Source organism: Streptomyces sp. NPDC024017 (genome assembly GCF_040638895.1).
Lineage (GTDB): Bacteria > Actinomycetota > Actinomycetes > Streptomycetales > Streptomycetaceae > Streptomyces.
In genome coordinates this window covers 281,934-305,550 of sequence record NZ_JBEZYZ010000011.1, presented here as the reverse complement: position 1 = coordinate 305,550, position 23,617 = coordinate 281,934, and the positions used below count along the sequence as shown (strand labels likewise).

Genomic DNA, 23,617 nt, shown 5'->3' with positions numbered 1-23,617 from the left:
TTCTGACGTGTCTGACGTATCTGACGGGGTGTGCGGTCAGGGTTGCGGGACATGGGCGCGGCGGCGGGTGAGCCCGCGCAGCCACACCTCCGCGGCGATCGTGGAGTAGAGGATGGCGTCGGAGAGCCCCGGGGAGGCGGGCCGCCGGGCGAGGCGGCGCAGCTCGGCGCCGTCCACCAGGCCCAGCTCCGCCAGCCGTGAGTCCTCCCACAGGGCCAGCAGGTCGGCACGGTGTTCGCGCAGTCCGTTGGAGGCGTCCATGGAGGCCGTGGCCTTGTTGCTGCGCTGCAGGCACTCCTCGGGCACGATCCCGCGCATCGCGGCGCTCAGGACGGGCTTGTACCGCCAGGGTGTGACGCGCTCGCTCGGACGTACGGACAGGCACGCCTCGACGACGCGGTCGTCCAGGAAGGGGGAGGCCATCGGCAGGCCTGCGCGGGCCGCCATCCGGTCCCACTGCCGGATGACGCGGGCGCACGAGCGGATCTGCTCCAGGTCGGTGTGGAGCCCGCGGTCCGGATGCAGCGGAGAGGTCGTCGCCGCCGCGTCGAGCAGTGCCCGGCGCGCCATCCGCTCGGCCTCGGGAGTCACCCAGTCGAACAGGCGCGGGGTCATGCCCCAGCCGAGACCCGTCGCGACGGACGGGGGCAACGGGCCACGCAGGTCACCGGCGGCGTCGCCGAGCCACCTCCGGTACGGCCGGGAGTCGGCGAGAGCGCGCAGTGTGCCGCCGAGCGGCCATTGCCACAGGGCCCGGAATCCGCGCAGCTGGCGCAGGGCGAACAGCGGACGGGTGCGCAACAGCCGGTGGTAGTACGCCTCGGAGCACCATGCCACGTGGTCGCCGCCGATGCCGGTCAGGTGCAACCGGCTGCCGCGCGCGGCGAGGCCGGGCAGGTGGTGCAGCACCCGGGAACGGTCCATGACGCCGATGGTGGGTTCGTCGAGGAGGTCGTCGATGCCGAGCAGATCCTCGTAGACCAGCGGCGAGGCGTCGGCGTCCCAGACCACGTGCTCGACGTCCGGCAGGTACCGCATCGCCCGCTCGGCCCAGGCCAGGTCGGTGTCCGCCGGATCCCGCCCGGGCCACGTACTGGCCACCACGCGGGCGGGGGAGCGGTCGGCCAGGAAGCAGACGGAGGTCGAGTCCAGGCCCCCGGACAGATCGCAGCTCACCACGCCGCCCAGCCGGGTACGCGCGCCGACGGCCTCCTCCAGTGCCGTCCGGATCAGGGGAGCCGCATCGGCGAGCGGCCGGACGGGCTCCGGCGGCGTCCACCACCGGGTGTGCCGTACGGTGCGCCCGTCCGCGGCGACGAGCACGGCGTCCTGTGGGGGAACGGCGGTGACCGCCCGCCACATCGAGGTCTCGAACAGCGGGTACGGGGCGGGCCACAGCAGCCGTACGGCCAGTTCCCCCACGTCGGGCTCCGAGCCGAGGACGGTGGCCAGGGTGTCGGCGCGGGTCGCGGCCACGCGTACGCCGTCGATCTCCGCGTGGAAGACGAGCCGCAGTCCGGAGGCCGTGCCCTGCACCCTGATCCGGCCGTCGAGGGCGCCGACGAGGTGGAAACTGCCGGGGAGGGACCGGGCCAGCGCGTCGAGCTCCGCGAGATCACGCAACCGTTCGGCCCGGTGCCGCAGTTCGTCGGCGTCGATCGGGCAGCAGCCGACGACGGCGAGTGAGGCGCTGCCGACGCTCGCCGTGACGATGTCGTCGTCGTGCCAGTGGCCGACCAGCCAGGGCCGGCCCGACGCGTGCGCGAGGGTCCGGCTTCCGGGGCGGGCGAAGGAGCGGGCCACGGCGGCCGCGTCCGCACGGTCCGTGAAGACCGCGAAGTGCGCGTCGCCGGGGCCCGTCCCCGCACTTTCGTGCAGTTCAGTCATGACGTCGGGTCAAGGACCGTCGGTCGTCAGTTCTTGCTCAGGATCAGCCGGTCGTTGCCGGAGCGCTGGAGGAGCCCCGTCTCCTTCCGGAACGTACCGAGCCGGACGAGCGTCGGTGCCTCGTATGCCTTCTTCACGACTACTCCTCACGTGCAGGTTCGCACACCGCATCCCTGACCGACGGCCCTGGGAACGGGCCCGGGTGCTGCCGGTCGGCGCCGGGCTCATCGGGAACCCGGGCCGGGAAGCGGACGCATCACCAGCTAGCTGCAGAGCGGGGGATCAAGGCAAGAGTCCTCGGGAAGCTCGGATCATATGCAAAATCCGAATCAATCGGGTGGTGCGCCGGCTCTCGTTCGGCCGGGGTCGGCGCCGACCGATGGTGCGGCCCAGGTGTGAAAAGGTCCGCATGAACGTTTTGACATGCGCCTCCGGCAGATGCTCACGGCACCTGCCGACACGGGTCCGGCGACGGCGCGGGTGGGGCGCCTCCGGGGCGCACTCCGCGACCGGGCCGTGCTCCCCTCGGCTCGCAAGTTCCCGAGTCGGCTCGGAAGTCACCGAGCTACTTGCCGAGGACGGCACCGACAGCCCCAGGGTCTGTCGTTTGGATCAGGCCGCAGACGCGGGGTCTGGCACGCGCATCTGCCGCGTTGTCGTCGGTCGCCGACGCTCCGCGTCGACTCCCTCCTCCGCCTTGCAGCTGCACGCACCAGACCCCGCTCACCGGCGTTGAACAGCACCGTCGCCTCCCTGCGACCTGATCCAAACGACAGACCCTAGCTACCCGGCTGCCATCCCAGGGCCGGGCCCAGCTTCGTCGCCATGTCGGTGAGGATCTGCACATAGTCCTCGTACTCGAAGGTGAAGGGCAGGGCGAACGCCACCTCGTCCACCTCCCGGAACGCGGCGTGCGCGTGCAGCCGTTCGGCGATCTCCGCCGAGGTGCCCACCAGGTCCGGCGCGAACAGCAGCCGTGCCGGGCCCTGGGGTGAGGTGGTCCGGGGAGTGCGCTGGGCGGCGTACTCCTCGTAGCGTGCGCGCTGCTCGGGCGACGCGGAGTCCGTGGGGATGACGACCAGGCCCTGCGAGACCCGGGCGGCCTCGCCGTCGGGGTGGGCGGTGCGGAAGGCGCGGATCTGCGCGAGCTGGATCTGCGCGAAGTCGTAGGGGCCCTCGGGCTCTTCGGCCTTCACGACGCTGCTGGTGAGGAGGTTCATGCCGTGCTCGCCGGCCCATCGGGCCGACCGCAGGCTGCCGCCGCCGTACCACAGGCGGCTCCCCAGACCGGGGGAGTGCGGCTGCACCTGGTCCGAGAAGACCTCGAAGCCCTCGACCCCGCTGAAGTCCGTCGCCGGCTTGCCCCGCACGAAGTCCAGCAGCCGCTCCAGCCGCCCGTAGCCGAAGTCCTCGGCATCGGCCGTGTCCGGGTGGAGCGCGCCCTTGACCTGGTCGAAGTGCATCGGCGGGCCCACGCTCACCCCCGGGTTGAGCCGTCCGCCCGACAGGAGGTCCACGGTGGCCAGGTCCTCGGCCAGCCGCAGCGGGTTCTCCCAGCCGAGCGGGATGACCGCCGTGCCCAGCTCGATACGGCGGGTTCGCTGGGACGCCGCCGACAGGACGGCGACCGGGGAGGAGATGCCGTACTGCAGATGCCGGTGCCGCACCCACGCGCTGTCGAAGCCGAGCCGCTCGCCCAGCTCGATGATCTCCAGCGTGGACTCGTGGCCCCGGCGCGGGTCCGTCGCGTCGAACAGCCCGATGGTCAGGAAACCCAGCTTGCGCAGCGGTCGCGGGGTCGGTGGCACGAGCCCTCCCTCATTGAACCTTCAATGGCCCTACGGTCGTGCCAACCCGGCGGGCGCCCGTGCTGTTCCCGTCCCGCCCGGTCAGCGCAGCGGAATCGTCACCTCGTCCTCGACCGGCGGGGCGACCTCCTGGGCGAGGTTGCCGGTGGCCGCGTAGCAGCGCAGCCGGACCGACTCCGGGGAGACGTCCAGGCGCAGGAAGCACTTGAAGAACGGCGGGCTGTACGTCGCCGAGCTCGGCGAGAACAACGACGTGTAGATCTTCCGCACGGGCAGCCGGAACCGCTTGGCCTTGTCCGGGCGGCGGCCGGTGCCGAGCAGCCCGGCGACCAGGCGGACGCGCCGGGTGACGCGGGTCGAGGCGCCCGGGGTACGCGTGGGCTTGATGCCGAGGCGCTCGGCGATCACGGCGGTCGCCTCGGCCTCGGTGAGCGTGAAGAACCGCCGCAGCCTCAGCCGGCGGCCGTAGAGCCGGCTGTAGAAGGCCAGGGAGTCGCCGCGCAGCGGGTAGCAGCGGAAGTCCTGCTCGGCGACGCCCCCGACGTTGACGCGGGGGATCGTGTGGGTGGCGTGCATGAACGCTCCGCCCCCGCCCGCGACGACGTACTGGAGCGTGCGTCCGTCGTCCAGCCGGACCGGGTAGCGCTGGTAGTTGTGGATGTCGCCGCCGATCGCCGCCACATAGTGGTGATCCGGGTCGCGGACGATGTCGTCGACGGTGCCACCCCCTTCGATGGCGCACGGCTCGCGCCGGCCGTCCACATACAGGGGCGAGCCGGTGACCAGGATCTTCGGGCGGGGCCCCCGGGAGACCTCGCGCAGCCAGGCGCCCTGCTCGGCGTCGACGGTGCCGAGCAGGCCCGTGTCGATGCCGATGATCCGCACCGGGCCGGCGTCGATCGCCCAGTACGGGCCCGGCTGGACGGCCTGTTGCGCGGCGGTGGAGCGCAACTTGCGGGCCCCGGTGAGACGGTGCCCCTCGTCCGGGCCTGGCCGGTGCCACAGCAGCGTCCGCAGCCAGGCCCGGGTGAGCGGTCGCGGACGGGGTTCGGGCGGCAGGGGAGGGGCGTCGTCGCAGAAGACGCGCATGAAGCCGCCGAGGTCCTCGTACCAGTCGTGGTTGCCGGGTATCGCGTAGATCGGCGCCTGATAGTCCTGGTAGGGGCGGAAGAACTTGGTGTCGTAGTCGTCCGCGCTGCCCACCGGGTAGATCACGTCACTGGCCAGCACGGCGAAGCGGGTGTCCTGACCGGTCTTCAGAAAGCCTGGCACGACGGCGTACTGGGGGTCGTCGCCCTCGCCGGTGTCGCCGATGACCAGGAACGAGAACCGGTCCGGGTCGTCGCGCCGGATCACCTTGTCGGCCGGTGCGCCGGAGGCCACCCGCTGCGCCACCCACCGGCTGCGGGTCCGGCCGGTCGGGTCCCCGAACCAGGAGGCCAGCACGCCGTTGCGGGCGACCCACAGCATCCGGGGGTTCAGCCAGGAGATCTTCTCCACCTTCGGCGGCATCAACTGCCGGTACGCGCCCCGTTCGGTGGTACCCCAGCCGGCGCCTTCGGCGGTATCGCGTGAGGAGTCAGACACCGGTGCACCGTAACAATCGGCTCATGACCCGTCCGCAGCAGGCTGTTCACCGTACACGCGCGGACGATGCCGCCGCACGCCGCGAAGGGCGCTTCCTGGCCGTGGAGTTGGCGTGCTGGGCGTCCGGCTGGGATGCGGACGGCCGCTCGCCCAGCACCAGCAGCGGATCGAACATCACCACGACCCCGGCCAGCAGCAGGAAGACGACCGGCCCCAGCAGCATCGGCAGCAGCAGGGACGTGGGCGAGTCACCCTCCCAGGTCCCGCCGGTCATGTCGTGCACATGGACGCTTACGGCGGCCATGCCCGTGTAGTGCATCCCGGACACCGCCACGCCCATGACCAGGCTCGCTCCGAGGCTCGTCAGGAAGCCGCGGATGGTCACGGCCGCCCACAGCGCGGCGGTCGCGGCGGCGATGGCGATCAGCACGGACAGCGTGACACCGACCGGGTCGTAGCCGACGTCGCCGTTCAGCCGCATCGCCGCCATGCCGAGGTAGTGCATGCCCGCGACGCCGAGTCCGGTAACCGCCCCCGCGACCGCCAGCGTGGCGCCGCTCGTGCCGCGGAGACCGACGATGAACACGCCGACACCCACTACGGCGACGGCCACGACGAGACTGAGCACCGTCGTGGCCGCGTCGTAGCGGATCCGGGTCTCCTCCACGTGGAAGCCGATCATGGCGATGAAGTGCATCGTCCAGATGCCGCAGCCGATGGAGGCGGCGCCTAACGCCAGCCAGCCCGCCCTGAAGGAACGCGCGTCGAGCAGCGTGCGCACGATGCATCGCAGCCCCAGCGCCCCTCCCAGACAGGCCATCAGATAGGCCGCCACCGGAGTCACCGCACCGTAGCGAAACCCGTCGACCGTGCCGTCCATGAGCCAACTCCCCCCGAGTCATGGCTGGTTTTCAGCAAGGTCTACGCGCAGGGATCTCGGGAAAGCAAGCCCTTACCGTCGGTAGGCCGCCAACTCTCGTTCCGCAAGAGTCGATTGAGGTCAGAATGTACGCTTCAGCAGGTCGAGCAGCGCCGACCAGTGCCGCTCGTCGCCCTCCTGGTGGTACGACGCGGTGTCGGCCTGCGTGAAACCGTGGGGTGCGCCCGTGTACACCTCGCACGTGTGGCGCACGCCCGCCGCCGTCAGGGCCTCCTCCAGTCGCTCGATCTGGTCCTCGGGCAGGGAGTGGTCCTGATCGGCGTGGCCGAAGTACAGCTCGGCGGTGACCTTGCCGGCCACCAGGTGGGGACTGTCCGGGGTGTCCGTGGCCAGCCGCCCGCCGTGGAAGCCGGCCGCGGCGGCGACCCGCTCCGGGTAGGTGCCAGCGGTGAGCAGCGAGAGCCGGGCGCCCATGCAGTAGCCGGTCAGCGCGACCGGACCCTCGGCCACGGCCGGGGACTCGGCCAGCCAGCGCAGACAGGCACCTGCGTCCCGCATCGCCAGGTCGGGCGTCAGGGCCTGCATGACCGGCACGATGCGCTCGAATATCTCCGGACGCGCCCCCGGGTCGATGAACTCGGGCAGATCGAACAGCGGGGCGCGACCGTGCCGGTAGAACACGTTCGGCACCAGCACCGTGTAGCCCTCGGCGGCCAGCCGGTCGGCCATGGACCGCAGCTGCGGACGCAGACCGAAGGCGTCCATGAAGAACAGGACCGCCGGGTGGGCGGCCCCGTCGGCGGGGTGGGCCAGATACGCGTCGGCGGTGCCGTCCTCGGTGGGGATGTCGACGGCGGTGCCCTGTACGGCGGTCATGGCTGGGCTGCCTCTCTGCGGGGGGTGGGGGGCCAGGAACCCGTCCGCGTGACCGGGCGGATCATGGTCATCGTGACACGTCCGTTCCCGGGGCATTTCGCCCACCCCCGTCACACGGTTGAACCGTGAACGGCCCTTGGTCCGCGCTTTACTCGAACCGCGAGGGGTCGCCCGCGCCGTGCCGCACCACCTCGGCCTCCCCGCCGGAGAAGTCGATGACCGTCGTCGGCTCGGTGCCGCAGTCGCCGGAGTCGACCACCCCGTCCAGCACGTGGTCGAGCAGGTCCTTGATCTCCCAGCCCTGCGTCATCGGCTCCTCCTCGCCGGGCAGCAGCAGGGTGCTGGACAGCAGCGGCTCACCGAGCTCGGCGAGCAGGGCCTGAGTGACGACGTGGTCGGGGATGCGCACGCCGACCGTCTTCTTCTTGGGGTGCTGCAGCATGCGCGGCACCTCCTTCGTCGCGGGCAGGATGAACGTGTAGCTGCCGGGCGTCGACGCCTTGATCGCGCGGAACACGTCGTTGTCGATCCGCACGAACTGGCCGAGCTGCGCGAAGTCCTGGCACACGAGGGTGAAGTGGTGCCGGTCGTCCAGCTTGCGGATCGTACGGATCCGGTCGATGCCGTCCCGGCTGCCGAGGCGGCAGCCCAGTGCGTAGCAGGAGTCCGTGGGGTAGGCGACAAGAGCGTCGGCGCGGATGCTGTCGGCGATCTGGCCGATGGTGCGGGGCTGGGGGTTGTCGGGGTGCACGTCGTAGTACTTCGCCATCCGTCGAGCTTATGCCGCCGGTGCGGGTCGGCGGCGCAGGAGGGGGCCGGGCCCCCGGGACCCGGGCCACCGCCGTCCGGCGTTCGGGCCGGAGCGAGAGCCCCAGGGACGTGAGGTAACGTCCCCGACCGGTGTGCCGGAAGCGGCGCGAGAAACGAGGGGAAGGCCGAGGTGACAGGCCGAGAGGACGGGAACCGGCAGCGGGAGACGCAGGCCGGCACGGAACCGGCGTGGGCGGAGGAACTGCTCGAGCACCTGCGCCCGGCCGGGCGCGATGTCCGCAGGGTCGTCGCCTGGCTCGCCGGCACCCTGGGCGCGACCGTGGCCCTGCAGGACGCCGCCGGGAACCTCGTCGCCGGAAACCGGCTCCCCCTGGACGAGGACCTGGTCACGGACATCACCGCCGGCCGGATCGCCTCCGCGGCCTGGCAGAGCCGGGAGCGGCACCTGCGTCTGGTCAGGGTGGAGCACCCGTCCGACACGTGCGTACTGGCCGTCTCCCGGCAGGGCCCCTTCGACCGGCGGGCCTCCGACATCGTCACGCACACCGCCCAGGTGATCGAGCTGCTGCTGACGGCGAGCGAGTCGACCTCCGCCGGGCACCGGTTGCGCCGGGCCACCGCCGACCTGCGCCTGGCGATCCTGCAACTGCTCATGGTCGAGGACACCATCGCCGCCCGCCGCGTCGCCGCCGGACTCTGGCCCGGCCTGCTCGACGCCGAGACGGCGTGCGTGTACGTCGTCGAGTCCGCTCCCGCCCTGCGCGACCGCATCGCCGAGGAGTGCCTGGACAGCACCCGGGAGGACGCCCTGGTCGTGCGCTGCCCGGCCATGGACGGACACGTGATCGTCGTCAGCCCCCGGGAGGCCACGGGGGACGCCTTGCGTTCCCTGGTCGGACGGCATCCGGACCTCTTCCTCGGCGGCAGCGTGCGGCAGAGCCTCGCCCGGACCGCCACCGCCTACGGACAGGCCGTCAGCGCCCTCGCCGTGGCGCACTTCCGGCCCGACAAGACGGCCGTCTACGCCGAGCGCACCCATCCGGAACGCCTGATGGACCCGGTGGCGCTGCGCGGCTGGACGTCCCGGGTGCTGCGCCCGCTCGACACACTGCCGCACCACACCCGCGCCGAACTCCTCGCCACCAACCGGCTCGGCCTCGAGTTCACCGCCGTCAACGCCGCCAAGGTCCTCGGCGTCAGCCGCAACACCGTCCGCGCCCGCATGGAACGCGTCGAGACCCTGCTCGGCACCGACTTCACCGACCTCACGGTCCGAGCGGTCGTCCACCTGGCGGTCAACACCCAGATCGGCCTGCCCGACGCCAGGTCCGCCGACGACACCGGGGACCCCGGGCTGCGGCTCGCCGACCTGCTGTCCGGCTCCGCCGTACGCACCTGGGCGCAGGACCTGCTGGGCCGGCTGGACGCCGACGCCAGGAATCCGCGCCGGACGCTGCGCACCTGGATCGCCGCAGGCGGCAACGCCGAACGGGCCGCGCAGGCACTGGGCATGCACGCCCAGACCGTGCGCGAGCACGTCCGCAGCGCCGAACCCGTCCTGGAGCGCCAGCTCCTCGCCGCGGGCACCGACCTGTACGAGGTCGTGCTGGCGCACCTGGCCGTGGGCGAACTCGACCTGCCGGTATTCCGGCGTCCGGCGTGAGCCTGGTTTGCCTCCGGGGCAACCCGTTGGCCGGATCCGGGCGGGACGAAACCGGGCCATCCGGACTCAGCTGTGCACGGGTGAGCCCCGCTGAGCGTGCAGCGGGCATCGACACGGTTCACAAGGCCTCTGCCATGGACGTAAGTTCAACTCACCGCGGGGGCTCGACCGGAACGGGGGACCGGTCGCGCTCCCGCGCGCTGCTCTGCGAGGCGGCATCCCTCCCGGGGGCGTCAGCTCCGCAGCCGCACCGGGATCTCCTGCCAGCCGAACGCGATGAACGACGGCACCTGCCGCAAGCCCTCGTCGCCTTCGGCCAGGCACAGGCCGGGGAACCGGTCGAACAGCGCCGGCAGGGCGGTCAGGGCCTCCAGCCGGGCCAGCGGCGCCCCGATGCAGCGGTGGACGCCGATGCCGAACGCCAGATGGTCGTCGGCGGCACGCGTGGCGTCGAAGTGGTCGGCGTCCGGCCCGTAGTGCTCGGGGTCGAGCCCCGCGGCGGCGTACGTCGTGATGATGGCGTCGCCGGCCGGGATCGTCACATCGCCGACGGCGAGATCGGTGACGGCGAACCGCAGCGGCAGCGACGCGATCGACGGGTGCGCGCGCAGCGTCTCGTCGACGACGGCGTCCCAGCCGATCTCCCCGGACCGGACGGCCGCCAGCTGTTCGGGGCGGCGGAGCAGGGCGACGACCGCGTTGCCTATCAGGTTCACGGTGGTCTCGAACCCGGCGCCGATCACCAGCAGCAGCGTGTACAGCAGCTCCTCGTCGCTCAGCCGGTCGCCGTCCTCGTCCCGGACCCGGATCAGCTCGGTCGTCATGTCGTCTCCGGGGTGCGCGGCCCGGTGGGCTATCAGGGCCGGCAGCACCGTCCCGATCTGCCGCTGCACGGACGCCGCGCGCTCCGGGCTCGGATCGGAGGTGTCCATGAGGGCCGCGATGAGCCGTCCGGTGTCCTCCCGCAACTCGTCGGGCACACCCATGAGTTCGCAGATCATCCGCATCGGCAGCGGATGCGCGAGCCTCTCCTTGACGTCCACGACCTCGCCGTCGGCGGCCTCCAGAGCGGCCAGCAGCTCCGCCGTGATCGCCTCGACCCGGGGCCGCATCGCCTCGGTCCGCCGGTGCGTGAAGCTGGGCGCGACCAGCTTGCGCAGCCGGGTGTGGTCCGGTCCGTAGGCGGAGAGCATGTTCACCACGCCGACCCAGCCCAGGATCCAGGCCCAGGACGGCTTCTCGGCGATCTCGGGCCACAGCCGCCAGTGCAGCCGCGGGTCCTTGCTGACCCGCGGGTCGAGGATGAGCTCCTTCAGCGTGTCGTAACGCGTGGGTGCCCAGGCCGGGATGCCGCCGGGCAGCTCCACGGGCACGATCGGGCCGAGGGCGCGCAGGCGGGCGCTCTCGGCGGCGATGTCGGCACCCAGCGGGTCCAGAGCGATGCGGTCGGTCACGGTCACGGTCGTCCTCCTGGCTGGTCGGGGGAGCGGGGGCTGAAACGGACGGGCAGCGCCGTCAGCGAGCGGTGGAACGGACCTGGCCGCCACGTCAGGCGCGCGCGGGGCAGCACGGGTTCGAGGTCGGGCAGCCACTGGGTGAGCCGTTCGATCGCCTCGGTGGCGATGAGCAGGGTGTGCTGCTTGACCGGGCAGGCATGCGGGCCGGCCGACCAGGACAGATGCGAGGCGTCGGACGGGTGGCGGTCCTCGCCGCGCTCCTGCTCGGCGGCCGAGGCGAGCGCCCCGTAGGAGATCACCACCGGCACCGCGGCCCTGATCCACACGCCGTGGAAGGTGAGCGGCGTACGGGCGTAGTGGACGCCGTAGTTGGCGAGCGGCGTCTCGTGGTGCAGGACCTCCAGCACCGCGTCCGTCACCGGGCGGGCGCCGCTGGTCAGCGTCGAGTAGTAGGCCGGATTGCCGAGGATGCGGGACAGCGCGTTGGACACCAGGTTGGCCGTCGGCTCGTGCCCCGCGCCGAGGGTGAGGAACACCTGCCAGGTGACCTCCTCGGGGGTCAGCCCCGCCGGATGGTCCAGCAGCCAGCTCGGCAGGTCGTCGCCCCGCTGCTCGGACTTGGCGGCGATCAGCTCCAGCACGTACCCGCCGAACTCGGCCTCGCCCTCCGCCGCCTGGGCGCCGCCCTCGATCAGCTTGCCCAGCGCGGCGTCGAGCCGGTCGCTCGCGCTGTCCGGCAGCCCGAACAGGCTGTTGAACACCAGCGCCATCAGCGGCCGGGTGAACTCGCCCACCAGGTCGGCCTCGCCGCGCGGCCCGATCCGGCTCACCAGCAGATGCACCGCCCGGTGCACCCGGGCCCGCAGGTCGTGCGGCTCCACCAGGTCGAACGCGTCGATCAGCGAGGTGCGGTAGCGCAGATGGGCGGCCCCGTCCGCGAACAGCGTGTTGGGCCGCCAGCGCATCATGCCCAGCACCGGCGAGTCGTCGGGGACGTTCGCCTCCCACGGCCGGGGATCGTGCGAGAACGTCTCCGTGTCGTGCAGCAGCTCCAGCGCCGCCCGCCGGTCCGTGACGACGTACGCCGGCACACCGGGCGCGAGTTCCGCCCAGCCGACCGGGCCCTGGGCGCGCAGGGCGGCGTAGTAGGGGTGGGGGTCGCGGGCGAAGCCGTCCTCCCAGAGGCGGACGGGCGCCGCGAGGGAGAAGGCCTGCTCGGCGGGGGAGGGGTGGGTCACCGGGGCTCCGGGGGGTGGTGGTCGATCAGATGCTGCACCAGCGCGAGCAGGGCGTCGATCGAGGAGTTCGCCTCCCGCGCGTCGCAGGTCACCATCGGGGTCGTGGGCTCCAGGTCCAGGGCGGCGCGCAACTGCTCGGGCGTGTGGTGGCGGGGAGCGTCGGGGAAGGTGTTGAAGGCGACCGCGTACGGCAGTCCGGTCTCCTCCACCAGCCCCAGCACGTCGAACGAGGCGTCGATCCGGCGAGCGTCGACCAGGACGAGTGCGCCGAGCGCCCCGTAGGCGATGTCGTTCCACAGCGACCGGAACCGCTCCTGGCCGGGCGTGCCGAACAGGTACAGCACGACGCCGCCCGGCAGGCTGATCCGGCCGAAGTCGATGGCGACCGTGGTGGTCGACTTGTCCCGTACCCCGGCGAGATCGTCGACCTGCGCGGACGCCTCGGTGAGCTGCTCCTCCGTGTGCAGGGGGCGGATCTCGGAGACGGAGCGGATCAGGGTGGTCTTGCCCACCCCGAAAGGCCCTGTGATCAGGATCTTCACCAAGTCCTGGGCGGTGTCGGGCAGGTGGATGTCCGTACCGCCGGGCTGGGCGTCAACGGCGCTTGAGGTCGCGGAGGCCATCGGCCACTCTCTTCAGCAGGTCGGGGTCGAAGCGCCGGGCGGGCGGGATCGGCGCACGGGCCAGTGCCAGGTCGCGGTCGAGGAGGTCGGCGGCCAGTACCAGCACCGCGGAGACCGGCAGCCGCAGCAGGGCCGCAGCCTCCAGCACCGTCAGCGACCCGTGCTCCAGCTCCTCCAGCAGGGCCGCCTGGGCGGCGGGCAGGTCGGCCGGGGCCGGCTCACCACTGCCGGTGAGGACCGACAACCGCTCCAGATGCGCACGGCTGGGCCGCGCCACCCCGCCGGTCGACAGGTACGCGGGAACCAGGGGACGGCCGCCTCGGCGGCCCGTCATGCCGGAGCGTCGCCGTCGGCACCTCGGGGCCCGGCCGTCATCGCCTTCTCGCCCAGCCGCGCGACCTGCGAGTGCACCCGGTGGGCGAGCAGGTCCAGCCGCACCTCGGGATCGCCGTACGCGGCGACGCAGGTGCCGTGGTCCGTCGGCACGATGAGCACATAACCGTGGTCCGACTCGATGACGACCTGCCGGATCTCGGCCCGGTCGGTGTCGGCGAACGCCGCCGCCGCGGTACGGCAGGCGCCCTGCACGGTGCTGGTGATGGCCGCGACCCGCTCGGCCGACGGCCGCGACAGCGCGTCGGTGTACCCGGTGACGAGTCCGTCCCGGGTGAGCAGGACGGCGGCCACGACGTGCGGCACCTCCAGGACCGGTTCGAGCACCCATGCCGTGTCCCCCGCTGCGCGGCTGGTCATCGAGCCGTTCCCCCTTCGTGGTCGTTGCTGTCGGTCTCCTCGGATGCCGCGTCGGCCGTGGTCGCGGCCGGGGCACCCTCAGGTACGGCTGGGACGGCGCCGGTGTTCGACCCGGCGGCGGTCCGCGCCGCCGCGGTGCCGGACTGGAGGGCGCCGAGGGCGGCGGCGGACTCCTCGGGGCGGCGGGGGCGGCGTTGCGGCGCGGGCTCGGCCGCGGCGGGGCCGGACGGGGCCGTGGCGCGGCCGCGGCGACGACGCTGGGGGAGACCGCCGCTGTCCCCGGGGCTGTGGTGGCCCGGGGCCGGGGCGGTCGCTCGGTCGTCCTGCTCCGTGCCGTAGCCGTGCTCGTGATCCGTGGTGACGGGGAGCGGCTCGGGATTCCGGCGCCCCGCGGCGGTCTCGGAGGCGGCAGCCGGGGCGGGGCCGGCCTGGTGGGAGGGGGCGGTCACACCCGGCTCGGCGCCGCGGGGCGAGGCGGGAACCCTCTCCGCGTCCCCCACCGCCGTCTTCCGGGTCGGACGCGGGGCGCTGGCCGCCGGAGGCAGTTCCCCGGGGTCGATCCGCGTCAGCAGATGACTGTCGACTCGCAGCACCGCCCGCACCCCGCCGTACGGCGACGGGGAGGACAGGTCCACGCTCAGATCGAACTGCCGGGTCAGCTGGCCGATGGCCGCGAGTCCCATGCGCGGCGGGTCGCCGAGCTCGGTGAGCAGGATCGGATCCGAGCCGGCGACCATCCGCTGGGCCCGGGCCCGTTCGTCCTGTGTCATGCCGAGGCCGGCGTCGTCCACGGTGACGCAGACGCCGTGGTGGACGGCCTCGAGGTTGACCACGACGTCGGTGTCCGGCGCGGAGTGCCTGAGCGCGTTGTCGAGGAGTTCGGCGACGATGATGGCGACCGGCTCGACGGCGTGGGACACCAGGGCCGTACCGGCCGCCAGGTGGTTGTTGACCCGGACGCGCCGGTATCCCGCGAGCCGGGCCTGACCGCCCGTCACCGCGTCCACGAGATGGGACTCCTCCCGGGCGAGCCCCACCCAGGCCCCGCACACCACCGCGGCGATCTGGGCGCGCCGCAGCGACTGCTCGTTCTCATGGTCCAGTTCGAACAGCGTCTGCGCCAACTCCGGTTCGTCGTAGCGCTGTTGCAGCCCACGCAGGGCGTCCTGCAGTCGGTACAGCGCCGCCTGGATCTCCCGGGTGGCTCCGCGCATCCCGGCCTGTGCGGCCGCGTCGATCCGGGTGCGCTGCGCGGCCAGCTCGGTGTGCAGCCCCTTCAGCACCTGTTCCAGGGCGAACCCCAGGGGCGAACCGGCGAGTTGCGGGTTCAGCGGGCCGGGCACGGTGACGTGGGAATGTGCGGCCTGCCGGGCCGCGGCGGGCACCCGCCGCGCCGCCAGATGCTCGACCTCGGAGGTGAACACCCGGGAGGTGCCGTCGAGTTGCGCACGCAGTGCCGCCGTCTTCGCGCGCTGCGCGGCCAGTTGCCGCCGTGAGCGGAGCAGCCCGCCGCCGAGGGCGAACGCGGACAGTGTGCCGAGGGCGAGGGCGCCGACGGCCAGGTCCGGTACTTCGATCATCGAGTCCATTCCTGGAGGGAGTCGGGCAGGGCTGGGTCCGAGGTGCTCTGGCGAGGCACCCGCAGCACAGTACACACCGTCATCGACCGGTCTCGCACGGTGGAGCACCACTTCGTTCCGAAAGTGATCGGTGTCTGTGGGTATCCGGGGCAACTGTCTGGATTGCCGTATCGGGGAGGGGAGTTGGTGGTGCGTACGGGTCTGACCGAACGGCCCTGCGGTTGTGGCGGAGCGATCACTCCATGTGAGGGACGCGGGTCGTGTGCCCGACCGGAGGGCGGGTACCCGTCCGGCACCTGAAGAGGTCCGCTCCGCGAGAAGGAGGCCCGCATGAGCAGTGCATCGGAGACCGGCGGTGTGACCGGTACGCAGGACAAGGACTACAACCTCATCTGGTATGTCGAGGCGTGCCTGAACAATGCCCTGCGCCTGGAGAGCTACATCCAGGACGCGGAGCGCGCCAAGGACACCGAGGTCGCGGACCTGTTCCGCAAGGCACAGGCGGACAGCCGCAAGGGCGCCGAACTGGGCAAGAAACTGCTGCGCGCACGCCTCAACGGAGGCTGAGGCTCGCCGGCCCCCGAGGGCCCGGACCCTGCCAGGGTCCGGACCCTTTCGCGTGTCAGAGCCGGAAGACCTCACTGACCCGTTCTGTGAGTTCGTCCTCCGTCATCGTGCCGTCCACGGTGATGGCGGGCAGCCCCAGGCGAGCGGTCTCCTCGTGCAGCCGCATCGTGAACAGGGCGTCCCGTACGGCGATGTTGTGGTCCGCCCGCCCTGGATCACCGGTCCGCTGCGTGAACCTTCCCTCCGGTGTGGCACGGCTCCTGAACGCGACCTGGCGGAATTCAGGTGTGGGCAGCAGCCATACCGCGCGTCCGGGCTCGGTGAGCAGCGGCATCACCAGGTGCGGCAGCAGCCGGAATCCCTCGACGACGACAGGCGTCTTCGGCGGGATGCGCGCGAGATCCTCGACGATCAGGCCGAAGGCCTCACCCCGGAACCAGTGGAACGTCTCGAGCATGGTCTCGGGGGACCGGTCGACCCACCGCTCGTCCATGTCCATGGCCATGAACTCGTGCAGGAAAGGCGCCTCGGCGGCGCTGGTCCGGCGCGCGTGATCCGCCATCACGTCGTCGGTCGCGTAGAGACGCCAGCCGTGCCGGTCGGCGAGCCGGCGGGCGATCGTGGACTTGCCCGCGCCGCTCCCACCGCCGATCCAGTAGACGTGCCGCATGCCTCTCCTTTGTGCCCGCCGCCGCTGATTGTCATTGGCGGATTCCACGCTGCCGACAGCCCACCCTTCCATCCCCACGCGAGGGGCATTCACGGCCGAGTTGGCCCGTCGCTTCCCGAGGCAGGAGCGGGGCGCCGGCCCCACCTGTGACGGAGCGTAGCCGCGGTGCCGTCCCCCGGCCCCGGGGACGGCACCGCCGCCCGATGAGGCACGAGGCACGTGAGTGACCCCGGCCCACCGGGTACCCGGCCCGCCCCGCCAGGACCAGCCGGGCGGCCGCTCGCGGCGCCGACCCCGCCGGCCGCCGGCCACGAGCCGAAGGAGCCCACGCACATGACGGACGTATCCGGTACCGGCCCCGCTCCGGGCGACGACCGCAAGGTACTCACCAACCGCCAGGGCCATCCGGTCTACGACAACCAGAACCAGCGCACCGTCGGCCCCCGTGGCCCCGCCACGCTGGAGAACTACCAGTTCCTGGAGAAGATCAGCCACTTCGACCGGGAACGCATCCCCGAGCGCGTCGTGCACGCCCGCGGCGTCACGGCCTACGGCCACTTCGAGGCCTACGGCACCTGGGGCGACGAGCCGATCAGCCGCTACACCCGGGCCAAACTCTTCCAGGAGCGCGGCAAACGGACGGATGTCGCGGTCCGCTTCTCCACCGTGATCGGCGGACGCGACTCCTCCGAGGCCGCCCGCGACCCGCGTGGTTTCGCCGTGAAGTTCTACACCGAGGACGGCAACTGGGACCTGGTCGGCAACAACCTGGGCGTCTTCTTCATCCGCGACGCCATCAAGTTCCCCGACGTCATCCACGCACTCAAGCCCGACCCGGTGACCTTCGAGCAGCAGCCCGGCCGCATCTTCGACTTCATGTCGCAGACGCCCGAGGCCATGCACATGCTGGTCAACCTGTTCAGCCCGCGCGGCATCCCCGCCGACTACCGCCATATGCAGGGCTTCGGCGTCAACACCTACAAGTGGGTCAACGCCGACGGCGAGACCAAGCTGGTCAAGTACCACTGGATGCCCAAGCAGGGCGTGCGCAGCATGACCGAGGAGGACGCGGCCAACGTCCAGGCCGACACCCTCGGCCACGCCACCAAGGACCTGTACGAGGCGGTGGCCCGCGGCGACCACCCGGAATGGGAGCTGCTCGTCCAGATGATGGACGACCACGACCATCCGGAGCTCGACTTCGACCCGCTGGACGACACCAAGACCTGGCCCGAGCAGGACTTCCCGCCGAAGCCGGTGGGCCGGATGGTGCTCGACCGGATGCCGGAGAACTTCTTCGCCGAGAACGAGCAGATCTCCTTCGGCACCGGCGTCCTCGTCGACGGCCTGGACTTCTCCGACGACAAGATGCTCGTCGGCCGGACCTTCTCCTACAGCGACACCCAGCGCTACCGGGTCGGCCCGAACTACCTGCAGCTCCCCGTCAACCAGGCCAAGAACGCGGACGTGCACACGAACCAGCGCGACGGCCAGATGGCCTACCACGTGGACGGCGGAGGCGAGAACCCGCAGGTCAACTACGAGCCGTCACTCACCGGTGGCCTGCGCGAGGCCCGCTACCCGACCCACGACGAGCAGGGCCCCGAGATCCACGGCCGGCTGACCCGCAAGCGCATCCCCCGCACCAACGACTACCTCCAGGCAGGCCAGCGCTATCTGCTGCTGGAGGAGTGGGAGCGCGACGACCTCGTGAAGAACTTCATCGGTCAACTGTCCCAGTGCGACCGGGCGATCCAGGAGCGCATGGTCTGGCACTTCCTGCTGGTCGAGAACGACCTCGGCCTGCGGGTCGGGGAGGGCCTGGGCATCGGCCCGGAGGACGTGGCCGGTCTGGAGCCGCTGGCGAGCCAGGACCTCACGGACGACGACCGCGAACGCCTGGCCGGCCTCGGCAAGAACAAGCCGCGCGATGTCGAGGGCCTCACCATGACCCACTGCGTCCCCGACGAACGGCACGTGGTGACGCGCTGACCGCTCACCCCGCCAGGGCCGTGCGGGCCACCGCGAGGGCCTGTTCCGCGTAGCCCCGGCCGAACAGCACGGCGTGCACCAGCAGCGGAAACAGCTGGTGCACGCCGACGCGTTCCGCCCAGCCGTCGGCGAGCGGCGCGACCTCCTGGTAGCCGTCCAGCACCCGCTCCAGTTGGGGGGCAGCCGAACAGGTGCAGCATCGCCAGGTCGGTCTCCCGGTGCCCGCCGTGCGCGGCCGGGTCGATCAGCCGCACCTGCCCGTCGGCCGCCCACAGCACATTGCCGCTCCACAGATCGCCGTGCAGCCGCGCGGGCGCCTCGGCCGGCCCCGCCAGCCCCGGCAGTCGCTCGCACACACGCTCCACGACGGCCGCCTCGCCGGCCCGGATCGTGCCCTGGTCGACCGCCCGCCGCAGATACGGCAGCACACGCTGCCCGGCGTACCAGCGCGGCCAGTCGCCACCGGGCTCGTTGCGCATCGGCGCGAGCCCGATGTACGCGTCGGCCGGCCCGTCCGGCGGCGGCGCCCCGAACGCGGGCGCCCCGGCGGCGTGCAGCGCGGCGAGGTCCCGCCCGAATCGCACCGCCGCCTCCCGGCCCGGCCGCCCGTGCGCAACCCGGTCGATGACCAGCCAGCCCTCCTCGTGCCCGTGCACCGTCGGCACCCGCACGCTCCCGGCGGCGGCCAGCCATCGCAACCCCGCGGCCTCGGCCCGCGCCGCCCCGGGCTCGTCGGACCGCTTGACGACCACGACCCGCCCGTCGTCGAGAGTGACCTCGGCGAGCCCTCTCGACAGCGGCCGCTCATCGCTGACCGCCCGCCCGGTGAGCCGGGCCACGACATCCGCACGGGCGGTCATACGTACTCCCTCTCAGCGCCGGGCTCGACCGGCACTTAGGGTACGACGACGGCTGCTCAGCCCTCGGACCCGCAGTCCACGTCGAGCAGCCGGCGGGACATTCGCCACGCACCGGTCACGCGGGACGGTGAAATCCCGCCGCCGGCCGACAGAACCGGCCGGCGCCGGGGGAGCAGTCGGGTCATGACGAGTTCACCGTTCCAGCGCACCATCGCCCTGCCCGCCCCCGTGTGCGAACAGGCCGCACAGCATCTGGAGCAGGCCGCGCACCGGGCCATCGACGGAGCCGCGATCCCCTTGAAGGCGTTCCGCACGGCCGCCGACAACGACTTCATCCTGCCCGTCTCGGTCGTCGAGCAGGCGGCGGCCTGCCTGCTGGTCCTCGCCACCGAGACCGCCCAGACCGTACGCCCGTCCGCGCTGCGTGCCACCATCAGCGTCGCGCTGCGGCTGCGGGACGCCGTGCAACTGGCCCATCAGCCCGCCCTCAGCAGCAGGTTCTGGTGAGCCGGGCCGCGTCGCTCAGGCTCCGCGGAAGGCGACCTCGACCTGCTTGTGGCGCAGCTCCTCCAGCGTGGCGTGCTGCCGCCGGGCCCGTTCGATGAGCTCGTCGAGCTGCCGCCGGTCGAGACGTTTATCCGTGGCGGCCAGATCGCGGAGCGTCTCCCAGCCGGCCAGCTTGCCCTCCACCCCGAGCGCCAGCGCCTCCAGCTCCCACAGCGTGCTCAGCGGGGACCGCCGTACCAGGCTGCCGTTGCTCTTCAGCCGCCCCACCTGCTCGGCCGCCCGGCCCGCGTAGACCTTGTAGCGGCGTACCGGGACGTCCAGGCGCCGCATGATGTGGAGCAGGCTCGTCCGGTCGTCGGCGATTCCGACGGCGACCGGGGCCAGCGCGTCGGCGAGCGCCGAGCCACCGCACGAGCGCAGCAGGTAGCGCACCCGCGCGGTCCCGGCGGTGGCACCGGCGAGATGGTCGTTGAGGTAGATGCCCAGCAGGGACATGTCGGTGGCCGGGGCACGCTGGGCGCGCGGCGAATCCGCCCCCTGTTCCGTCATGACGCAGCTCCTGTCGTACTCCGGTCCCGCTCCACGGCCACCGTCGTGGTGACCCGTACGAGGCAGGGACGGCGGGGTGCCGAGCCGGGCCCGAAGCGCGCGGGGGGCTCGACCGGGGCGAGGGCGCCGAGGCTCTCGCCCTCGTAGGTGGCGGTGGCCGAGGTGACCGGGTGCAGATCCCGGGCGCCGTACCACTGGTGCCGTCCGGCCCGGGCACTGCCGTGGGTGCGTGCTCCCAGCAGCAGACGGGCGGGCCGGTCCCACAGCGCGATCCAGCTCGGGTGGGTGGCGAGCCGGCCCGGTACCGCCCGCAGCGCGAGGCCCGGCAGGTTCCGGCGGCCGGTGCTGAAGCGCAGGACGAGCGGCGGGGCGGTGACGCTCCAGTGCCGGCGGTCGGCGACCCGCACCTCGACCGGTACGACCCGCACCTCGTCGAAGACATACGTGCCGGCGACGAAGTCCGCCGTCTCACCCGTGGGCGCCAGCAGCAGCCGGCGTCCGTCGCCCTCCTCGACCATCACGTCGCTGAACGGCCCGAACGGCGAGCGCGGCCAGTGGCCGAGCACCACGCGGGTGCCGGACGCCGTGCCGATCCCCGCGATCCAGCCGTCGAAACGCAGCGAGCGCACCGGCGACCGGGTACCTGCGCCACGCCGGGCCGGACCAGCGGATTCGGGTCCGTGAGGGAACACGCGGCCCGGGTGCCCGGGCCCTTTGCGGCGAAACGGGCACCGTCGTTCCGGGCGGCCGCCGGAGGAGACGGAACGCCGGTGCACCTCCGCGGCCCGCCGCGGGTACGGCTCTGCGCCGTCGGCCGGTGTGGCCGAGGCCACGCCCCGGACGAGGTCCCGATCACGTCCGCAGGCGGGAAGCGGCGGTTACCGTCTACGACCAGATCCCCGCTCCCTCCCTTCGGACGGCCCGGCAGTGCAAGCAGATCTCTCCCCTGTCATCGCGGCGACCGCCCAGTGGCTGACCCGCGCCTTTCCCGCCTCCGGCGGCGCGCTGGCCGCAGCCCTGTGCGAGGTCCAGGCCCGGCAGGCCGTGACCGTCGCGGCCTGGCTCAGGTATCCGACGGCGATGGACGCCGCCCTGCTCGACATGGCCGGCCCCGGCGGCTCCGGGCGGCTCGACTGGGTCACCGGCGCCGACGCGGCCCTCGGCGACGACACGGACGCACACGCCTGGCGCACCTGGGTGGACGAGGTCGTGGCCAGCTGGGCGGCCTGCCTGCTCACCGACCCGGAGCTGGCCGCCCGGGCCGTGGCCGCGCTCGCCGACGGCAGCCACAGCACCGGCGCACCGGCCGAGTTCCGCCGGCTCACCGCCCCCGACGACAGCGACCGGAACGCCGCCGCCCTGCTGCGCCACCCCGACCTGCTCGCCCCCGTGGCCGGCCTGCACCAGGACCAGCTCCTCGACCGGCTGAACCCGGGGCGCACGCTGATCGCCTGACGCACCCCGCGCCCGCCCGCGCCCCGCACCAAGCCCTGCCTCCCGGGCCTGCGCGGACAGCCCGATGCCCGCACCTCTCACCCTCCGTGACTCACCGGTTTGCCGTACGCGACCGTGCCGTGCCCGCACGGTCGGCGGAGGCTGAGCGTGGACTCGACGGCCCTCCGGCCCCCGTTCGCCGGCCCGAGGCGCGACCGTCGTGCCGCGCGCCGCCGCCGACGGAGGAGAGACCGACATGACCACCGCCCTCTCGCGGAACTGGGAACACGCCGTCGTCACCGGTGGTGCCGGGTTCATCGGCTCCCACCTGTGCGCCGCCCTGCTGAACGCGGGCGCGGCCGTCACCTGCGTGGACGACTTCAGCACCGGCCGGCCCGAGAACATCTCGCCGCTGATGGAACAGCCCGGCTTCACGCTCGTCCAGGCCAACGTCGCCGAGGGGCTGCGGATCAAGCGGCCGCCGGATCTCGTCCTGCACTTCGCCTCCCCGGCGTCCCCGGCGGACTACCTGCGCCTCCCGCTGCACACCCTGGAGACCGGCAGCGTCGGCACCCGCAACGTCCTGGACCTCGCGCACTCCTCCCGCGCCCGTTTCGTCCTCGCCTCGACCTCCGAGGTCTACGGCGACCCGCAGGAAAGCCCCCAGAGCGAGCGCTATTGGGGCAACGTCAACCCCGTCGGCCCGCGCAGCGTCTACGGCGAGGCCAAACGCTTCGGGGAGGCGCTGACCACCGCCCACGCCGAGGCCGAGGGCACCGACACCTGCATCGCGCGGCTGTTCAACTCCTACGGCCCCCGGATGCGCAGCCAGGACGGACGCGCGGTGCCGACCTTCGTACGGCAGGCCCTGGCCGGCGAGCCCCTCACCGTGACCGGCGACGGCCGCCAGACCCGGTCGCTGTGCTACGTCGACGACACCGTGCGCGGCATCCTCGCCGCCGCCGCGCATGGCATGCGCGGCCCCGTCAACATCGGCAACCCGACCGAGATCACGATGCTCGACCTGGCGCGCCTGGTCGTCGAACTCGCCGAGTCCTCCTCGGAGGTCCGCTACATCGAACGCCCGGTGGACGACCCGGCCGCGCGCTGCCCGGACATCACGCTGGCTCGCGACAAGCTCGGCTGGGACCCGCAGGTGCGCGCCGAGGAAGGACTGCGGCGCACGATCGCCTGGTTCCGCGAGCGCGGTACCGCGGAGTGACCCGTGGTTTGCGCGGCCACATGAAAGGGGGGTCCGTCGCCCGGGCGACGGACCCCCCTTTCATGTGGCCGGCCTACTCGGACTTGCCGCGGCCGCTCAGCGCGTCACGCAGCCGGTCCACCATCCCGGTGCCCGGAGCCAGGAGCTTGTTCGCCGGCGGCTTGTCGGGCGCCGCCGGGTGCGGCCGGGTCGGGGCGGTCTTCTTCGCCTTCCGCACCTTGTCGCCCAGCTCGTTGAGCGTGTCCATCGGACAGGCCTGCCGCAGCCGCGGGAAGAGGTTGCCCTCCTCGTCGGCGATGTGCGAGCGGATCTCGCTCATCAGCATGCCCATCAGCCGGTCGAAGTCGGCGTCGCCCGCGTCACAGCCTTCCAGGTCCTTCATGATCTGCTCGGCCGTGGCGTGGTCCTTCAGCTCCTGGTCGGCGAGGGCGTCCCCGCCCGCCACGTGCTCGCGTACGGCCGGGTAGAGGTAGGCCTCCTCGGCCACCGAGTGCCGTACGAGCTCCATCGTGACCTGGTCGGCGTACACCTTGCGGTCCTGGTGGCCGGACGGCAGTGCCTCGATCCTGCCGAACATCTCCTCGACCTCGCGGTGATCGGTCACCAGCTCGTCGATGACGTTTCCTCCGTGTCCCATGTCCTTCACCTCCAGCGCTCGGGTCCCCCCGGCCCCACCGGGTTAACGTGCGGTCC

General features: G+C 72.5%; 23 protein-coding genes and 1 pseudogene. 6 read left to right on the top strand and 18 right to left on the bottom strand.

Annotation, left to right across the window (positions count from 1 at the left end):
- Positions 1-36 precede the first annotated feature (36 nt).
- The 7 genes from AB0G20_RS29135 to AB0G20_RS29105 all read right to left on the bottom strand — a co-directional run bounded on the left by AB0G20_RS29135 (position 37) and on the right by AB0G20_RS29105 (position 7,807).
- The gene (locus AB0G20_RS29135; protein ID WP_361307400.1) at positions 37-1,887 is read right to left on the bottom strand and encodes a lasso peptide isopeptide bond-forming cyclase; all 1,851 of its coding nucleotides are present in this window, start codon (positions 1,885-1,887) and stop codon (positions 37-39) included.
- A gap of 26 nt (positions 1,888-1,913) precedes the next feature.
- The gene (locus AB0G20_RS29130) at positions 1,914-2,024 is read right to left on the bottom strand and encodes a keywimysin-related RiPP (protein ID WP_107047813.1); all 111 of its coding nucleotides are present in this window, start codon (positions 2,022-2,024) and stop codon (positions 1,914-1,916) included.
- A gap of 642 nt (positions 2,025-2,666) precedes the next feature.
- Complete coding sequence (locus AB0G20_RS29125) at positions 2,667-3,695, bottom strand: LLM class flavin-dependent oxidoreductase (RefSeq protein WP_361307398.1); 1,029 nt, start codon at positions 3,693-3,695, stop codon at positions 2,667-2,669.
- Positions 3,696-3,776: 81 nt separating this feature from the next.
- Positions 3,777-5,282, bottom strand: a complete 1,506-nt coding sequence (locus tag AB0G20_RS29120; RefSeq protein WP_361307396.1) for a metallophosphoesterase — start codon at positions 5,280-5,282, stop codon at positions 3,777-3,779.
- Between the two features lie 46 nt (positions 5,283-5,328).
- Complete coding sequence (locus AB0G20_RS29115) at positions 5,329-6,162, bottom strand: MHYT domain-containing protein (protein WP_361307394.1); 834 nt, start codon at positions 6,160-6,162, stop codon at positions 5,329-5,331.
- Between the two features lie 120 nt (positions 6,163-6,282).
- Positions 6,283-7,038 carry a dienelactone hydrolase family protein gene (locus tag AB0G20_RS29110; protein ID WP_361307392.1) on the bottom strand — a complete coding sequence of 252 codons (756 nt, stop codon included), beginning with the start codon at positions 7,036-7,038 and terminating at the stop codon, positions 6,283-6,285.
- A 148-nt stretch (positions 7,039-7,186) separates the two neighbouring features.
- Positions 7,187-7,807 carry an L-threonylcarbamoyladenylate synthase gene (locus AB0G20_RS29105; protein ID WP_248511045.1) on the bottom strand — a complete coding sequence of 207 codons (621 nt, stop codon included), beginning with the start codon at positions 7,805-7,807 and terminating at the stop codon, positions 7,187-7,189.
- 171 nt (positions 7,808-7,978) lie between these two features.
- On the opposite strand from AB0G20_RS29105, the gene AB0G20_RS29100 reads away from it, so the two are divergent.
- Positions 7,979-9,472 carry a helix-turn-helix domain-containing protein gene (locus AB0G20_RS29100; protein WP_361307389.1) on the top strand — a complete coding sequence of 498 codons (1,494 nt, stop codon included), beginning with the start codon at positions 7,979-7,981 and terminating at the stop codon, positions 9,470-9,472.
- Between the two features lie 233 nt (positions 9,473-9,705).
- Here AB0G20_RS29100 and AB0G20_RS29095 read toward each other — a convergent pair whose 3' ends face one another.
- From AB0G20_RS29095 to AB0G20_RS29070, 6 genes are read right to left on the bottom strand one after another with little or no spacing between them, the layout of a single operon-like run.
- On the bottom strand, positions 9,706-10,932 hold the full coding sequence (locus tag AB0G20_RS29095) for a cytochrome P450 (RefSeq protein WP_361307387.1): 1,227 nt from the start codon (positions 10,930-10,932) through the stop codon (positions 9,706-9,708).
- Entirely contained in the window at positions 10,929-12,167 is a 1,239-nt protein-coding gene (locus AB0G20_RS29090; RefSeq protein WP_361307385.1) for a cytochrome P450, read from the bottom strand. Before AB0G20_RS29090 ends, AB0G20_RS29095 begins: the two co-directional genes overlap by 4 nt.
- Positions 12,164-12,790, bottom strand: coding sequence for an ATP/GTP-binding protein (locus AB0G20_RS29085; RefSeq protein ID WP_361307383.1), 627 nt, complete (start codon positions 12,788-12,790; stop codon positions 12,164-12,166). The genes AB0G20_RS29090 and AB0G20_RS29085 overlap by 4 nt, the downstream gene beginning before the upstream one ends.
- The gene (locus tag AB0G20_RS29080) at positions 12,762-13,124 is read right to left on the bottom strand and encodes a DUF742 domain-containing protein (protein WP_361307381.1); all 363 of its coding nucleotides are present in this window, start codon (positions 13,122-13,124) and stop codon (positions 12,762-12,764) included. The genes AB0G20_RS29085 and AB0G20_RS29080 overlap by 29 nt, the downstream gene beginning before the upstream one ends.
- Complete coding sequence (locus AB0G20_RS29075) at positions 13,121-13,543, bottom strand: roadblock/LC7 domain-containing protein (protein WP_361307379.1); 423 nt, start codon at positions 13,541-13,543, stop codon at positions 13,121-13,123. The genes AB0G20_RS29080 and AB0G20_RS29075 overlap by 4 nt, the downstream gene beginning before the upstream one ends.
- A complete protein-coding gene (locus AB0G20_RS29070; protein WP_361307377.1) occupies positions 13,540-15,123 on the bottom strand; it encodes an ATP-binding protein in 1,584 nt (527 codons plus the stop codon). Before AB0G20_RS29070 ends, AB0G20_RS29075 begins: the two co-directional genes overlap by 4 nt.
- Before the next feature lie 330 nt (positions 15,124-15,453).
- On the opposite strand from AB0G20_RS29070, the gene AB0G20_RS29065 reads away from it, so the two are divergent.
- Positions 15,454-15,690: a hypothetical protein gene (locus AB0G20_RS29065; RefSeq protein WP_361307375.1), complete on the top strand. Its 237-nt coding sequence runs from the start codon at positions 15,454-15,456 to the stop codon at positions 15,688-15,690.
- 55 nt (positions 15,691-15,745) lie between these two features.
- Here AB0G20_RS29065 and AB0G20_RS29060 read toward each other — a convergent pair whose 3' ends face one another.
- Positions 15,746-16,360: a hypothetical protein gene (locus AB0G20_RS29060; protein WP_361307373.1), complete on the bottom strand. Its 615-nt coding sequence runs from the start codon at positions 16,358-16,360 to the stop codon at positions 15,746-15,748.
- Between the two features lie 333 nt (positions 16,361-16,693).
- On the opposite strand from AB0G20_RS29060, the gene AB0G20_RS29055 reads away from it, so the two are divergent.
- Entirely contained in the window at positions 16,694-18,352 is a 1,659-nt protein-coding gene (locus AB0G20_RS29055) for a catalase (protein ID WP_361307371.1), read from the top strand.
- Between the two features lie 4 nt (positions 18,353-18,356).
- Here the strand turns inward: AB0G20_RS29055 and AB0G20_RS29050 are convergent.
- Positions 18,357-19,212 (bottom strand): annotated as a pseudogene (locus AB0G20_RS29050) (fructosamine kinase family protein).
- Positions 19,213-19,395: 183 nt separating this feature from the next.
- Here AB0G20_RS29050 and AB0G20_RS29045 point away from each other — a divergent pair.
- Positions 19,396-19,719, top strand: a complete 324-nt coding sequence (locus AB0G20_RS29045; protein ID WP_361307369.1) for a hypothetical protein — start codon at positions 19,396-19,398, stop codon at positions 19,717-19,719.
- A 15-nt stretch (positions 19,720-19,734) separates the two neighbouring features.
- Here the strand turns inward: AB0G20_RS29045 and AB0G20_RS29040 are convergent, their stop codons facing one another.
- Both AB0G20_RS29040 and AB0G20_RS29035 read right to left on the bottom strand, forming a co-directional pair.
- Positions 19,735-20,268, bottom strand: coding sequence for a hypothetical protein (locus AB0G20_RS29040; protein WP_361307367.1), 534 nt, complete (start codon positions 20,266-20,268; stop codon positions 19,735-19,737).
- Positions 20,265-20,897, bottom strand: coding sequence for a hypothetical protein (locus tag AB0G20_RS29035; protein ID WP_361307365.1), 633 nt, complete (start codon positions 20,895-20,897; stop codon positions 20,265-20,267). The genes AB0G20_RS29040 and AB0G20_RS29035 overlap by 4 nt, the downstream gene beginning before the upstream one ends.
- Positions 20,898-21,195: 298 nt before the next feature.
- Between AB0G20_RS29035 and AB0G20_RS29030 the strand changes: the two genes are divergently transcribed.
- Both AB0G20_RS29030 and AB0G20_RS29025 read left to right on the top strand, forming a co-directional pair.
- A complete protein-coding gene (locus tag AB0G20_RS29030) occupies positions 21,196-21,723 on the top strand; it encodes a hypothetical protein (RefSeq protein ID WP_361307363.1) in 528 nt (175 codons plus the stop codon).
- Between the two features lie 235 nt (positions 21,724-21,958).
- Positions 21,959-22,924: an NAD-dependent epimerase/dehydratase family protein gene (locus tag AB0G20_RS29025; protein ID WP_361307361.1), complete on the top strand. Its 966-nt coding sequence runs from the start codon at positions 21,959-21,961 to the stop codon at positions 22,922-22,924.
- A gap of 73 nt (positions 22,925-22,997) precedes the next feature.
- Here AB0G20_RS29025 and AB0G20_RS29020 read toward each other — a convergent pair whose 3' ends face one another.
- Positions 22,998-23,561: a hemerythrin domain-containing protein gene (locus AB0G20_RS29020; protein WP_361307359.1), complete on the bottom strand. Its 564-nt coding sequence runs from the start codon at positions 23,559-23,561 to the stop codon at positions 22,998-23,000.
- Between the last annotated feature and the right edge of the window lie 56 nt (positions 23,562-23,617).

Coding starts and splice junctions, on each gene's coding strand:
- AB0G20_RS29065 (WP_361307375.1), top strand. CDS start 15,454: ATGAGCAGTGCATCGGAGACCGGCGGTGTGACCGGTACGCAGGACAAG.
- AB0G20_RS29075 (WP_361307379.1), bottom strand. CDS start 13,543: ATGACCAGCCGCGCAGCGGGGGACACGGCATGGGTGCTCGAACCGGTC.
- AB0G20_RS29045 (WP_361307369.1), top strand. CDS start 19,396: ATGACGAGTTCACCGTTCCAGCGCACCATCGCCCTGCCCGCCCCCGTG.
- AB0G20_RS29025 (WP_361307361.1), top strand. CDS start 21,959: ATGACCACCGCCCTCTCGCGGAACTGGGAACACGCCGTCGTCACCGGT.
- AB0G20_RS29040 (WP_361307367.1), bottom strand. CDS start 20,268: ATGACGGAACAGGGGGCGGATTCGCCGCGCGCCCAGCGTGCCCCGGCC.
- AB0G20_RS29020 (WP_361307359.1), bottom strand. CDS start 23,561: ATGGGACACGGAGGAAACGTCATCGACGAGCTGGTGACCGATCACCGC.
- AB0G20_RS29060 (WP_361307373.1), bottom strand. CDS start 16,360: ATGCGGCACGTCTACTGGATCGGCGGTGGGAGCGGCGCGGGCAAGTCC.
- AB0G20_RS29055 (WP_361307371.1), top strand. CDS start 16,694: ATGACGGACGTATCCGGTACCGGCCCCGCTCCGGGCGACGACCGCAAG.
- AB0G20_RS29070 (WP_361307377.1), bottom strand. CDS start 15,123: ATGATCGAAGTACCGGACCTGGCCGTCGGCGCCCTCGCCCTCGGCACA.
- AB0G20_RS29115 (WP_361307394.1), bottom strand. CDS start 6,162: ATGGACGGCACGGTCGACGGGTTTCGCTACGGTGCGGTGACTCCGGTG.
- AB0G20_RS29110 (WP_361307392.1), bottom strand. CDS start 7,038: ATGACCGCCGTACAGGGCACCGCCGTCGACATCCCCACCGAGGACGGC.
- AB0G20_RS29080 (WP_361307381.1), bottom strand. CDS start 13,124: ATGACGGGCCGCCGAGGCGGCCGTCCCCTGGTTCCCGCGTACCTGTCG.
- AB0G20_RS29085 (WP_361307383.1), bottom strand. CDS start 12,790: ATGGCCTCCGCGACCTCAAGCGCCGTTGACGCCCAGCCCGGCGGTACG.
- AB0G20_RS29105 (WP_248511045.1), bottom strand. CDS start 7,807: ATGGCGAAGTACTACGACGTGCACCCCGACAACCCCCAGCCCCGCACC.
- AB0G20_RS29135 (WP_361307400.1), bottom strand. CDS start 1,887: ATGACTGAACTGCACGAAAGTGCGGGGACGGGCCCCGGCGACGCGCAC.